This is a genomic window from Stenotrophomonas sp. CFBP 13718, assembly GCF_014842145.1.
In the GTDB taxonomy this organism is placed as follows: domain Bacteria; phylum Pseudomonadota; class Gammaproteobacteria; order Xanthomonadales; family Xanthomonadaceae; genus Stenotrophomonas.
The window spans coordinates 343905-356024 of record NZ_JACYVC010000003.1 but is presented as its reverse complement, the minus strand read 5'-3'; the positions used below and the strand labels follow the sequence as shown (position 1 = coordinate 356024).

Genomic DNA, 12120 nt, shown 5'->3' with positions numbered 1-12120 from the left:
TTCCACGCAACGGGGGCGATCACCTGGGAATGGATCGGGTGCGGTGGCGTTGCTCGTCCCTGGCCGCGCCCTGCTACGCTTTGCGGCCTTTGACCGGTCCTGCCCCCCATGTCCGTCGATAACAACCAACGCGATCTCGAAGCCGGTATCCATACGGATCTACAGGATCGGCTGACCTACGGCGGCTACCTTCGGCTGGACCAGCTGCTGGCGGCGCAGCAGCCGCTGTCCAGCCCGCCGCATCACGACGAGATGCTGTTCATCATCCAGCACCAGACCTCGGAGCTGTGGCTGAAGCTGCTGGCGCACGAACTGCGTGCGGCGATCAGCTTCCTGCAGCGTGACCAGGTCTGGCAGTGCCAGAAGGTGCTCGCGCGCAGCAAGCTGGTGCTGCGCCAGCTGACCGAGCAGTGGTCGGTGCTGGAAACGCTGACACCCTCCGAGTACATGGGGTTCCGCGACGTGCTGGGGCCGTCTTCAGGCTTCCAGTCATTGCAGTACCGCTACATCGAGTTCCTGCTGGGCAACAAGAACGCGCAGATGCTGAAGGTGTTCGAGCATGACGTGGCGGGCCAGCAACGCCTGCGCGAGACGCTGGAGGCCCCCAGCCTGTATGAGGAATTCCTGCAGTATCTGTCCCGCTTCGGTCATGACATCCCGGCGCAGTACCTGCAGCGTGACTGGAGCCAGCCGCACGTGGCCGACGATGCACTGCACCCGGTGTTCGAGCGCATCTACCAGAACACCGATAAGTATTGGCGCGAGTACGCGCTGTGCGAAGACCTGGTGGATCTGGAGACCGCCTTCCAGCTGTGGCGCTTCCGCCATATGCGCACGGTGATGCGGGTAATCGGGTTCAAGCGCGGCACCGGGGGTTCGTCCGGCGTCGGGTTCCTGGCCAAGGCGCTGGAGCTCACGTTTTTCCCGGAGCTGTTCCAGGTGCGGACCACGCTGGAGGGGTGAGCTCCAGCGCGGTGTCTGGATGCGGTGTCAGCTGTCCGCAGGCATGCGCCGTTGCCCGCGCAATTGATGCGCGCGTGCTTCGATCTGGCGCAGTTTGTCTGTGGTCGACTGCACGGACGTGGGTGCATGCTCGCAGATATGCAGGCGTCCGGGTCGGATGCCGTCGGCCATGAACGCGGTGGTCACCTGATCAACGCATGATGAGGCGCCAACGTAGATCATGCCGTGGCCTTTCAGCCCAGCGGCGTAGACGATGGATGCGGAGGGAATGGATGTGAACGCATTGAATGCTGTTGCGCGCGGGGTGAATGCATCGAACTCCATCTGCAGCACCATCAGGTTCCGTACTGCGTCCAAGCCTGCCATGTCGGGTCTTGCGGGTACTGAAACCGGCCAATACGCACAGGGTTGGTGGCTTTCCGTGCTGCCGCCGACCGGGTTTTCGCGCGCTTGACGATCCCCCATGGCGTCCCAGAAAGACGGCGGCTGGACGCCTTCCGCGCTGTTGCACAGAACGGTGTACTGGACGGAACTGGTCGGGTTCAGGTCGAGTGGACTGGGCGATTCCGGAGCACTGAACCAGTCGACGGCCGCATGCTGCGCGGATCGTTGAGCAACTTCGTCTACATCGGGATCATCGCTGAAGTGATGGCCCGTGATGCGTTCATCCAGTGCCTTTGCGTCCATGTCGGGCGATTCGCGCAACCAGGATTGAAGCACGCGCGCGGCCATCAACGACTCGACGCTGCCAAGGCTGTACCTGACGGTATCGCGGAAAACCGGCTCCAGATCGGCAAACAGGTCATCGATTGCCTGCGCATCCGTGCCCAGCCCATACACCTCCGGCCGTGCAACAGCACGCTCGACCAGGAAACGCTGGTAGATCACCTGGCGGGAGTCTGATTTGGGAATGGCGGTGTACTGGATGCCCTTGGTCCAGTCGACGTTGGAATCCAGAATCATCCGATCAACGTGGTCGGGGAACAGGAGGCCATACCATGCACCCAGTTCGGTGCCGTAGGACACGCCCCAATAATTGATTTTTTCCTCACCCAGCTGAGTTCGCACCAGATCCATGTCACGTGCGGTCTGCTCGGTGGTAATGAATCGCGACCAAGGGTGGGCGCTGCATCCAGCGGCGATGACGGCGGCATTCTCATTGATGGCGATCAGATTTGCGCTTGAACGGTCATCGGTAATCCGGCCGTAGGGTTTCAGCACGGCCGAGGATCTACAGCGCAGTTCGCTCCCTGAGCTCAGCCCGCGGGGCTGCACCGCGATAAGGTCGTGGCGCTCGGAGATCCGGTGTTTGTCGCTCGCCCCACCTGCCTCAGCCTCCCAGTTGGCAGGCAAGCTGGCGGTGAAGAACATCGCGCCCAGTCCAGGCCCGCCGGGGTTGACCATCAGCACGCCGCGTCGCTCGGCCGGATGGGCGGCGCGCACGCGGAGCAGTTCGAGTGTCAGCGTGCCGGGCACTGACCCCGCATGATCCAGTGGGACCTGGGTTTGTGAACACTGCAGGCGGTCTCCAAGACGGGGAAAGCTGCTTGAAATATCGTCCGGGCAGGAAGTCCACTCCAGGGGAGCGGCGGACGCGGAGGCACCCATCAGGAGGGGCGCCATGGCCAGTAGCGGGGTCAATCGCTTCATGGAAAGTCCAGAAAGTAGGATGAGATGACCCTGAGCCGCACGCAGCAATCAGCGTCGTTCCTGACCCTACGTGGACCCTGCCGGGGTGTCTTTGAGCCGATGTGCGGAAGTCAGTCGGTAAAAGCGCGTGGTGATCGATGATCGATAACCGACATAGACGTGTCGTGTGTAGTGGCCAGCAATCAGGGCAGATGCGTCTGCTGCCGGTTCAGCTTCCTTGCCAGGAAGCTGAATTCGTTGCATTTGCAAGTACAGCGAGCGCGCGGTCTCCTGTTGCGATAAGCGTGTATTTGACGTGAACGCCAGAAGTCGGTGATGCTCGCGCGTTACGCCGGCACAGGGACGTGTCTGTCATCCACCGAACCAGGAATCCCGCATGAGCCTGAACGCCACTGCGAATACCCCCGAACCGGCTGTGCCGGAGTTCAAGACACTGCTAGGCCACCCGCGTCCGTTGTGGATGCTGTTCATGGCCGAGTTCTGGGAGCGCTTTGCGTTCTACGGCATCCGTTGGGCGATGGTGTTGTACATCGTGGCCCAGTTCCACGGCGGCGATGCCACCGGTGAACGGCCCGCCAGCGAGCTCTACGGCGCCTACCTGGCCCTGGTTTACGCCGGCGCGATCTTCGGTGGCTATGTCGCTGACAAGTTGATCGGGTTCCAGCGCTCCATCCTGCTGGGCGCTCTGTTCATGGCCGTCGGCCTGTTCATGCTGGCCTCGCCGACCGAGCTGCTGTTCAAGCTGGGCCTGGCCACCATCATCGTCGGCAATGGTCTGTTCAAGCCGATCATCTCCACGCTGGTCGGCAAGCTCTACCTGCAGGGCGATGCCCGCCGTGACTCCGGTTTCACCATCTTCTACATGGGCATCAACCTGGGCGCGATGATCGCCCCGGTGATCACCGGCTGGCTGGCGCGTGAGATCTTCGGCACCGACGCGATGCCGCATTACCAGATCGTCTTCATCTGCGCCGGCGTGGGCATGCTGGTGAGCCTGGTGTGGTTCTGGCTGGGCCGCAGCCAGCTGAAGGGCATCGGCGCGCCGGCACCGGGCCAGGAAAGCAATGGTCGCGTGGGCCTTGTCGCCATCGTCGGCGCCATCATCGGTGTGCCGCTGTTCTACTTCCTGCTGACCATCGACGCGCAGGCGCTGCAGATGCTGCTGATGGCGCTGTTCATCGTGCCAGCCGTGATGCTGCTGGTGGAAGGCGTGCGCACGGGCACCGTGGCGCGCGACAAGGTCATCGCGATGCTGGTGATCTTCATGTTCAACGTCCTGTTCTGGATGTTCTTCGAACAGGCCGGCAGCTCGTTCACCTTCCTGGCCGATCGCATCGTCGACCGTCAGTTCGGTGACTGGACCTTCCCGCTGGAGTGGTTCCAGTCGGTCAACTCCATCGCCATCATCACCCTGGCCCCGTTGCTGGCGTGGATGTGGGTGAAGATGGGCCGCGCCAATCCGTCCATCCCGCGCAAGTTCGGCCTGGGCCTGGTGTTCAACGGCCTGGCCTTCCTGCTGCTGATGGTGGCCCTGTCGAGCATGGTCGACGGCGCGGGCAAGATCCCGTTCTGGACGCTGTTCATGGTGTATGTCATCCAGTCCGTGGGTGAGCTGTGCCTGTCGCCGATCGGCCTGTCGATGACCACCAAGCTTGCCCCGGCACGCCTGGGCGGCATGGCGATGGGTTGCTGGTTCCTGTCCATCGCCATCGGCAACAACCTGGCGGGCATCTTCGCCGGGCGGGTCAGCGGCGAAGGTGGCATGACCGTGCAATCCGCGCATGCCGGGTATACCTTTGGTTTCTACGCGTTGGTGGGCTCGGGCGTGCTGCTGTTCCTGGTGGCACCGCTGATCCAGAAGCTGATGCACGGCGTCAAGTAAGAGGAAAGCGCATGCGCAGGACAACAGGTTGGATATCCATGGGGCTGCTGGCCGCTGCATTGGCCGCGTGCTCGCAGTCCACTCCGGAGGCCAGCCAGGCGCCCGCGCAACCGCTTGATACGCGCCCCACCGGGACACCGGCCGCTGATCCCAGCGTGCCGGTGTCCTCGGGCAACAGCCCGGCGGCGGCGGATATCGCCGCCATCGCGGCGCTGAATGCCGCATTCGATCCGGCCCGTGACCCGGCCACCGACCTGGAAATGGCCAAGGTCGAAGCACAGCGCGGCAACAAGCGCATCATCCTGGACGTGGGCGGTGAATGGTGCCCGTGGTGCCACATCCTCGACAGGTTCGTCGAAGGCGATGCGGAAGTGCGCCGCCTGCGTGATGCGAACTACATCTGGATGAAGGTCAACTACAGCGAAGACAACGAAAACAAGGTCTTCCTGTCGCAGTACCCGGAAGTGAAGGGTTACCCGCATCTGTTCGTGCTGGACGCCGAAGGCGGCCTGCTGCATTCGCAGTTCACCGGCGAGCTGGAGCAGGGCAAGAGCTACGACCGGGCGAAGTTCCTCGCCTTCATGAAGGAATGGGCGCCGCGCTGATCGCGCGGGTGCCGGACTCAACTTCACCTCGCGGCCGCCGCTAACGGCAAGGTACCGACGCCACGCTGATCGTGGCGCGCGACCGGAGCGGCCGATGCACAGCGACCTTCTTGACCATCCCCCCGCCGACGCCGTGGGCTTGCCGCCCGTGGCGGTGCTGATGGATGACAGCGTGGGCGACGCGGCTGTGTCCGCCGCCGCGACGGCCGTGCACACGCTGCCGATCATCGGGCTGCCGGACAACACCGTGCTGGCGGCGGCGGTGCAGAAGCTGGTGGAACAGAAAGCACAGCTGGACCTGCTGGCACGCGATCCGAAGCTGGCCGGCCTGTTGCCGGCGGAGTGGATGGGCCCGGGTGCGCGTGCGCTGGATATCGGCAGCTTCGTGCAGAGCGTAGTGCCGTTCCTGCGCACGGCCGAGCGCGGCCAGACCGCGCCCGTCCGCCTGCCGCTGCGCCACGTGCTGGGTGACAGTGGGCGCTGGAGCAAAGCGGACGTGGCCGAGCCACAGTCGCTGGCGTGGTTCCTGGCCAGCGACGAACGCGCGATGGCCGGTAGCAAGGATCACGCCGAGGCCTATCTGGTTGGCGCACTGGGGCTGGGCTGGATGCAGGAAGGACGCAGCCGCCCGGGCTTCCTGCGTGCGATGGGCGTGGAGACGCTGGCCGCGCGCACGAGCATGTTGGATTACCCCCCGGCCGAGGAGCTGTCGCTGTATACCGCCACCGCTCATGGCCAGCCGCAGCTGTGGTGCGTGCACGGCCGTCGTCGCCTGCGCGCGCTGCCGGCGCCGTGGCTCAGCGTGCCGCTGCTGACCGCCTATGGCGTGTCGGCGCCGGTGCCGTGGCCGGCCAGCTACCCGGCGGCGGACGAAGTGGCCGGTGCGTTGGCGCTGGCCGGGCAGGGCCGGATCGCGCCGGAAGTGGACCTGCCCAAACTGGTACGCAGGATGGCTGAAGACGCGAGTGGCGAAGCATGGCAGCCGGTCAGCCTGCTGCAGCTGGGTACGTGGATGCCGCGCTGGCGCTTCTTCCTGGCGGCGTTTGTCGGCCTGCCGTCGGTACTGCTGGTGACCGCCGCATTGGCGCTGCCGGGCGCCATTGAAGCGGCCACCGTGGCGGCATCGCTCGGCTTCGCCGCCGGAGCCATCGGCGCCCTGGCCGCACCGTGGGTTTACGCCCGCCGCAAGCATCTGAGCTGAGAGCCGAGGGGTAGAGCTGAGGGTAGAGCCGACTTCAGTCGGCTGCCCTAGCTTGAAGCAGCCGGCTGAAGCCGGCTCTACCGAAGCGCGTCCACCTGAGCTGAGAGCCGAGGGTAGAGCCGACTTCAGTCGGCTGCCCTGGCTTGCAGCAGCCGGCTGAAGCCGGCTCTACAGGGGTAGGTCGGGCTTGCAGCAGCCGGCTGAAGCCGGCTCTACAGGGGTAGGTCGGGCTTGAAGCAGCCGGCTGAAGCCGGCTCTACCGGGGTGGGTCGGGCGTGCCGCAGCCGGCTGAAGCCGGCTCTACCGAGGCGGGTGGGCCCACCGGTAGCGCCGAGCCGTGCTCGGCGGCGGGGTGCATCAGCTGCGGCAGGATCGGGGTCGGGCGCGTTTTCCTGCTATTCGCCCATGCGCTGCAGGCCTTCGCCGGCCAGGCGCAGGATCAGCGTTTCCAACAGCTGCTCTTCGTCTTCGCTGAGCACGGACATCAGTTTGCGGGTGGTTTCAATCACCAGCGGCGCGATGGTCTCGTATACCTCGAAGCCGGCCGCCGACAGCGCCAACACGGAGCGGCGGCGGTCGTCGCCGTGGGTTTCGCGCTTGATGAAGCCGCGCTCCAACAGACGTGCCACGGCGCGGCTCACCGCGACCTTGTCCATCGCCGTGCGCTCGGACACTTCGCTCGCCGATGAGCCCGGGTACAGGGCCAGGATGGTGATCACACGCCACTCCGGGATCGCCAGGCCGTAACGATCGCCGTAGAGCTTGGCGATGTTGCCGCTGACCCGGTTGGAGAGCACGCTCAGCCGGTACGGCAGGAACTGCTCCAGATCGAGCAGGACGTGCGAGGCGCGCACGCTGGTAGAGGCGGTATCGACTGGACTCATGTTGCGGTGCACCTTGCTGGTGGTTTCAGGTGTAACTATAAAGGGAATGCTGACCCCGCATTGTCGCGGGTCCCTCTGTCGACCGCACCTGGTTTGTTGCGGAAAAGTTTCGGAGCTTATGCCATGAATACCACCGTCCAGACCGCCTCGCACCCCAATCTCGGCATGCAGGTGACCACGTTCGAAAATCCGATGGGCATCGATGGCTTCGAGTTCGTCGAATTCGCCGCCCCTGCTGGCCGTGGCGAGGAGCTGCACGCCTACTTCCGCAGCATGGGCTTCACCGCCGTGCTGAAGCACAAGGCGCGCCCGATCACGGTCTATCGCCAGGGCGGGGTGAACTTCCTGGTCAACGAAGACCCGGATTCGTTCGCCGCCGATTTCGCCGACAAGCACGGCCCGTGCGCCTGCGGATTCGCCATCCGCTTCCAGAAGCCGGGTGACGAGGTCTTCCAGACCGCCCTGGGCAACGGTGCCGAAGCGATCGCGTTCAAGCCGGAGTCCAAGGCCGTGGACGCGCCGGTGATCAAGGGGATCGGCGATTGCATGCTGTATCTGGTGGACCGCTATGGCACGTCCGGCAGTATTTACGGTGACGATTACGCGCCGGTGGAAGGCGCCGATCCGGCCCCGGTTGGCTTCGGCCTGACCTTCATCGACCACCTGACCCACAACCTGTACTTCGGCAACATGCAGCAGTGGTCGGACTACTACGAGCGGCTGTTCAACTTCCGCGAGATCCGCTACTTCGACATCAAGGGCCTGAAGACCGGCCTGGTGTCCAAGGCGATGACCGCGCCCGATGGCATCGTGCGCATTCCGCTGAACGAATCGTCCGATCCCAAGAGCCAGATCAACGAATACCTCGACGCCTACAAGGGCGAGGGCATCCAGCATATCGCCTGTTTCACCGACGACATCTACGCAACCGTGGAAGCGATGCGCGAACAGGGTGTGCAGTTCCTGGATACGCCGGACACCTACTTCGACGTGATCGACCAGCGTGTCCCCGGCCACGGCGAGGACGTTGCCCGGTTGGCGAAGAACAAGATCCTGATCGATGCCGACCCGGAAACCCACCAGCGCAAGCTGCTGCAGATCTTCACCTTGAACAGCATCGGGCCGATCTTCTTCGAGATCATCCAGCGCAAGGGCAATGAAGGGTTCGGCGAAGGCAACTTCACTGCACTGTTCGAAAGCATCGAGCGCGACCAGATGCGCCGCGGCGTACTGTAAGGTCGGTTCCGGCAAGGGTACGTGCCGGCCACTGGCCGGTACACAACAGGACGCTCCAGATGACCAACACGATGCAGGCACGCGGCTACCAGACGGGATTCGGCAACGAGTTCGCCAGTGAAGCCTTGGAAGGCGCGCTGCCGGTTGGACAGAATGCGCCGCAGACCGTCGCCCACGGTCTGTACGCGGAGCAGTTGTCCGGCACGGCGTTCACTGCGCCGCGTGGCGCCAATCGGCGCAGTTGGTTGTATCGGATCCGTCCTGCCGTCACCCACGGTGAGTTCACCGCATTTGCGCAGCCGCAGGTGCAGGGCAGCTTCCACGGACTGGCCGCTGCGCCGGGCCAGCTGCGCTGGAGCCCGCTGCCGATGCCTGAAACGCCGACCGATTTCATCGAAGGGCTGTACACGATGGGCGGCAACGGGGGACCGGACGCACACGCGGGCGTGGCGATCCACCTGTATGCCGCCAACCGCGACATGCAGGGTCGTTACTTCTATAACGCCGACGGCGAGCTGCTGATCGTGCCGCAGCTCGGTCGCCTGCGCCTGTTGACCGAGCTGGGCGTGGTGGAGGTCGAACCGCAGCAGATCGCGGTGGTTCCTCGCGGCATCCGCTTCCGCGTGGAGCTGCCCGATGGGCAGGCGCGCGGCTATGTATGCGAGAACTTCGGTGCGCTGCTGAAGCTGCCGGACCTGGGGCCGATCGGCTCCAATGGACTGGCCAATCCGCGTGACTTTGAGACACCGCACGCGGCGTTCGAGGACATCGACGGTGACTTCGAACTGGTGGCGAAATTCGATGGTCAGCTGTGGCGTGCGCCGATCGATCATTCACCGTTGGATGTGGTGGCCTGGCACGGCAACTACGCGCCCTACCGCTACGACCTGCGGCGTTTCAACACCATCGGTTCGATCAGCTTCGATCATCCGGATCCCTCGATCTTCCTGGTGCTGCATTCGCCCAGCGATATGCCCGGCACCAGCAACATGGATTTCGCGATCTTCCCGCCGCGTTGGCTGGTGGCGCAGCATACGTTCCGCCCGCCGTGGTTCCATCGCAACGTCGCCAGCGAGTTCATGGGGCTGGTGCACGGCGCCTACGATGCAAAGGCAGAAGGGTTCGTGCCGGGCGGTGCGTCGCTGCACAACTGCATGAGTGGCCACGGACCGGATGCGCCGACCTTCGACAAGGCCTCCGTGGCGGATCTGTCCAAGCCGGACGTGATCAAGGACACGATGGCTTTCATGTTCGAGACGCGCGGCGTGATCCGGCCGACCCAGCAGGCGGTGGCTGCGGGCCACCGGCAGGCCGACTACCAGCAGTGCTGGAACGGCCTGCGGAACCACTTCCGCACCCGCTGAAGCCGTCCCCGCTAAGCGGCCACGGCACCGAACGGGTTGCCGTGCTCGGTGGGCATGACTTCAAGCAGCCGCTCGCGCACGCGTTCGGCATAACCCACTGACGTCAGTGTGGGCAGCGCGAGCAGGGCCGACTGCATGGCCAGAACCACGTCACCATCGCTGCGGGACAGCTGCAGACCCCGGAGCAGCGTGGCGGCCTGGGGATGACGCTGCATCTCCAGGATGCCCAGCAGATAGATGCGCGCAGCGGCCAGTGACCGCCGTCGCTCGGGACTGGCCGGCGGGATGTTGATCGGCACGCCTGCGTCCGCGGCAGTGGCCGGCCCTGTTGCCGACGGCGTCGCCTCGGGCGTGGTGAGCAGATAGCCCGCCTGCACCAGCTGGATCACCATCGCTGGCGTCTCTGGCCCGATCAACGCGGTCAGCGCGGCCAGATCGCGCTGGCCATCGCAGAGGATGAGCAGGCGCCTCTGGCGCATGTCCAGCGGGGCCCGATGGGCCTGTAATGCAGTGCGGGCTTGGTCTGTCTTGCGCGGGAGCATGGCGGGCGGTCAGTGCGGTGCAGGCCGAGCCTGAACCGTCGCGGTTAAGCGCTGATGACAATGCGGCGTGTGCACACTGCCCGCGTTAGCGTCTGCCCACTACCTTCCAGGAGATACCGTCATGAAGATGCTGCCCCTCGCCGGCCTGCTGGCCCTGTCACTTTCCGCCTGCAGCAAGGCCCCGGAAACCGCGCAGGCCGATGCGCCGTCCACTGCCGGAGCCGCGGCTTCGTCCGGCACCGACGCCAACCTGGCCAGCGACGCGGACATGGCGACAAAGTCGCCGGTCGATCTGCGCAGTGACAGCCCGGCACGCCTGGATGGCTACGGCGCCATCGCCCTTGGTGCCACGGTGGACGAAGTGCGCGGCCGCTTCGGTGCGCCACTGCAGGGTGAGGTGCCCGATGACGATTGCCATTACCTGCGTCCGGAAAAGGAATCGGCGGAAGGCCCGTGGCTGATGTTCGAGAGCAAGAAGCTGGTGCGCTACGACGTGCGCGGCCCCGGCGTCGTGGCACCGGGCGGTGGCCGGGTGGGCATGACCCTGGGTGAGCTGCAGCAGTTGTACCCCGAGCGTGCCGACGTGGGCCCGGACAAGTACGACGCGCAGGCACAGCACCTGCGCGTGCGGCCCGCACAGGAAGGGCAGGCGATCATGGACTTCACGGTGGCAGCGGATGGCAAGGTGGGCGCTTGGCGCGTGGGCAAGTCGCCACAGGTCGACTACGTGGAAGGCTGCGGCTGATCCCTCTCAAGGCGTAGCCGGCGTAGCCACCACAAGGCCTGATGCCGACGTAGAATCGCGGTCATCGCCTGCCGAAGGATCGCCCCATGATTGCCGCCGCTCTTGCATGGTTCCTGCTCGGCCTGTTGCTGCTGGCACTGGGCGGAGATTCAATAGTCAAGGCGGCATCCGGGCTGGCACAGCGCTTCGGCGCGTCGCCCTTCACCGCCGGCCTGGTGCTGTTGGGGCTGGCGACGTCGGTGCCGGAGCTCGCCGTCAACGCCCGCGCGCTGGCGGTGGGCCAGCCTGAGCTCGCTCTGGGCAACGCGGTCGGCAGCACGCTGGCCAACCTGGGCCTGACCCTCGCGGTGGCGGCACTGGCGATGCCGTTGCTGCTGCGGGCACGCGCGCTGCGCAGCTCGTGGACATGCCTGCTGCTGGGCGCGGTGCTGCTGCTGGTGTTCGGCCTGGACGGCGCACTGCAGCGCTGGGAGGGCGCGATCCTGCTGGCGGCCTTCGGTCTGGCGTTCGGTTGGTTGCTGCATGCGGGCCGGCGCGAGGCACCAGAGGTACAGGCATCGATTGCCGAGTCCGCTGTCTCACGCACGAACCTGTTGTTGAATGTCGTCCGCCTCGCGCTTGCGGCGCTGACGCTGTACTGGGGTGCCCGGCTGGTGGTCGGTGCCGCGGCGGACTTCGGCACGGCGCTGGGCTGGACGCCGCTGCTGGTCGGCCTGCTGCCGGTGGCGATCGGCACCGCGCTGCCGGAAGTGGCGGCGGCGGTGATGGCCGCGCGTCGTGGCCAGGGTGACATGGTGCTGGGCCATGTACTGGGCTCGAGCGTGGTCAACCTGCTGCTGGTGATCGGCGCGATGGTGGTGATCCAGCCGCTCGCCTTGCCGGCCTCCTTCGTGCGGCTGGAGTTGCCGGCGGTGCTGGCGTTCGCCTTGGTGCTGTACCCGATGCTGCGCGGCGACCTACGCATCAGCCGCGTGGAAGGCGGGGTACTGCTCGCTGCCTTCGTTGCCTGGGTAGGTCTGGAACTGGCGCTGCTGGCAAGCTGACCGCG

Annotated in this window: 11 protein-coding genes; 8 read left to right on the top strand and 3 right to left on the bottom strand. The window is 65.4% G+C overall.

Going from position 1 to position 12120, the window contains the following annotated elements; translation table 11 throughout:
- Nucleotides 1-108 precede the first annotated feature (108 nt).
- A complete protein-coding gene (locus IFT58_RS07445; protein WP_192082562.1) occupies nt 109-963 on the top strand; it encodes a tryptophan 2,3-dioxygenase family protein in 855 nt (284 codons plus the stop codon).
- 27 nt (nt 964-990) lie between these two features.
- On the opposite strand, the gene IFT58_RS07440 is transcribed toward IFT58_RS07445, so the two are convergent.
- Nucleotides 991-2613: an alpha/beta fold hydrolase gene (locus IFT58_RS07440; RefSeq protein WP_192094337.1), complete on the bottom strand. Its 1623-nt coding sequence runs from the start codon at nt 2611-2613 to the stop codon at nt 991-993.
- 376 nt (nt 2614-2989) lie between these two features.
- Between IFT58_RS07440 and IFT58_RS07435 the strand changes: the two genes are divergently transcribed.
- From IFT58_RS07435 to IFT58_RS07425, 3 genes are all read left to right on the top strand, one after another.
- A complete protein-coding gene (locus IFT58_RS07435) occupies nt 2990-4495 on the top strand; it encodes an oligopeptide:H+ symporter (protein ID WP_192082558.1) in 1506 nt (501 codons plus the stop codon).
- Between the two features lie 11 nt (nt 4496-4506).
- The gene (locus tag IFT58_RS07430; RefSeq protein ID WP_192082556.1) at nt 4507-5100 is read left to right on the top strand and encodes a thioredoxin family protein; all 594 of its coding nucleotides are present in this window, start codon (nt 4507-4509) and stop codon (nt 5098-5100) included.
- Between the two features lie 94 nt (nt 5101-5194).
- Nucleotides 5195-6301, top strand: a complete 1107-nt coding sequence (locus tag IFT58_RS07425; protein ID WP_249405618.1) for a hypothetical protein — start codon at nt 5195-5197, stop codon at nt 6299-6301.
- Nucleotides 6302-6696: 395 nt separating this feature from the next.
- Here IFT58_RS07425 and IFT58_RS07420 read toward each other — a convergent pair whose 3' ends face one another.
- Nucleotides 6697-7185 carry a MarR family winged helix-turn-helix transcriptional regulator gene (locus IFT58_RS07420; protein ID WP_188325281.1) on the bottom strand — a complete coding sequence of 163 codons (489 nt, stop codon included), beginning with the start codon at nt 7183-7185 and terminating at the stop codon, nt 6697-6699.
- A gap of 123 nt (nt 7186-7308) precedes the next feature.
- On the opposite strand from IFT58_RS07420, the gene hppD reads away from it, so the two are divergent.
- Together hppD and hmgA are read left to right on the top strand one after the other, a co-directional pair.
- Nucleotides 7309-8421, top strand: coding sequence for a 4-hydroxyphenylpyruvate dioxygenase (gene hppD, locus IFT58_RS07415; protein WP_188325280.1), 1113 nt, complete (start codon nt 7309-7311; stop codon nt 8419-8421).
- A 59-nt stretch (nt 8422-8480) separates the two neighbouring features.
- Entirely contained in the window at nt 8481-9785 is a 1305-nt protein-coding gene (gene hmgA, locus IFT58_RS07410) for a homogentisate 1,2-dioxygenase (protein WP_192094336.1), read from the top strand.
- Between the two features lie 11 nt (nt 9786-9796).
- On the opposite strand, the gene IFT58_RS07405 is transcribed toward hmgA, so the two are convergent.
- Nucleotides 9797-10327: a hypothetical protein gene (locus tag IFT58_RS07405; RefSeq protein ID WP_192094335.1), complete on the bottom strand. Its 531-nt coding sequence runs from the start codon at nt 10325-10327 to the stop codon at nt 9797-9799.
- 121 nt (nt 10328-10448) lie between these two features.
- On the opposite strand from IFT58_RS07405, the gene IFT58_RS07400 reads away from it, so the two are divergent.
- Both IFT58_RS07400 and IFT58_RS07395 read left to right on the top strand, forming a co-directional pair.
- Nucleotides 10449-11072 carry a hypothetical protein gene (locus IFT58_RS07400; protein ID WP_192082550.1) on the top strand — a complete coding sequence of 208 codons (624 nt, stop codon included), beginning with the start codon at nt 10449-10451 and terminating at the stop codon, nt 11070-11072.
- A gap of 86 nt (nt 11073-11158) precedes the next feature.
- A complete protein-coding gene (locus IFT58_RS07395) occupies nt 11159-12115 on the top strand; it encodes a sodium:calcium antiporter (protein WP_192094334.1) in 957 nt (318 codons plus the stop codon).
- The last annotated feature ends 5 nt before the right edge of the window (nt 12116-12120 follow it).

What these genes read in the sequence shown, in the direction of transcription:
- IFT58_RS07440 (WP_192094337.1), bottom strand. Translation starts at nt 2,613, where the DNA reads ATGAAGCGATTGACCCCGCTACTGGCCATGGCGCCCCTCCTGATGGGT.
- IFT58_RS07400 (WP_192082550.1), top strand. Translation starts at nt 10,449, where the DNA reads ATGAAGATGCTGCCCCTCGCCGGCCTGCTGGCCCTGTCACTTTCCGCC.
- IFT58_RS07430 (WP_192082556.1), top strand. Translation starts at nt 4,507, where the DNA reads ATGCGCAGGACAACAGGTTGGATATCCATGGGGCTGCTGGCCGCTGCA.
- IFT58_RS07445 (WP_192082562.1), top strand. Translation starts at nt 109, where the DNA reads ATGTCCGTCGATAACAACCAACGCGATCTCGAAGCCGGTATCCATACG.
- IFT58_RS07395 (WP_192094334.1), top strand. Translation starts at nt 11,159, where the DNA reads ATGATTGCCGCCGCTCTTGCATGGTTCCTGCTCGGCCTGTTGCTGCTG.
- IFT58_RS07435 (WP_192082558.1), top strand. Translation starts at nt 2,990, where the DNA reads ATGAGCCTGAACGCCACTGCGAATACCCCCGAACCGGCTGTGCCGGAG.
- hppD (WP_188325280.1), top strand. Translation starts at nt 7,309, where the DNA reads ATGAATACCACCGTCCAGACCGCCTCGCACCCCAATCTCGGCATGCAG.
- hmgA (WP_192094336.1), top strand. Translation starts at nt 8,481, where the DNA reads ATGACCAACACGATGCAGGCACGCGGCTACCAGACGGGATTCGGCAAC.
- IFT58_RS07420 (WP_188325281.1), bottom strand. Translation starts at nt 7,185, where the DNA reads ATGAGTCCAGTCGATACCGCCTCTACCAGCGTGCGCGCCTCGCACGTC.
- IFT58_RS07425 (WP_249405618.1), top strand. Translation starts at nt 5,195, where the DNA reads ATGCACAGCGACCTTCTTGACCATCCCCCCGCCGACGCCGTGGGCTTG.
- IFT58_RS07405 (WP_192094335.1), bottom strand. Translation starts at nt 10,327, where the DNA reads ATGCTCCCGCGCAAGACAGACCAAGCCCGCACTGCATTACAGGCCCAT.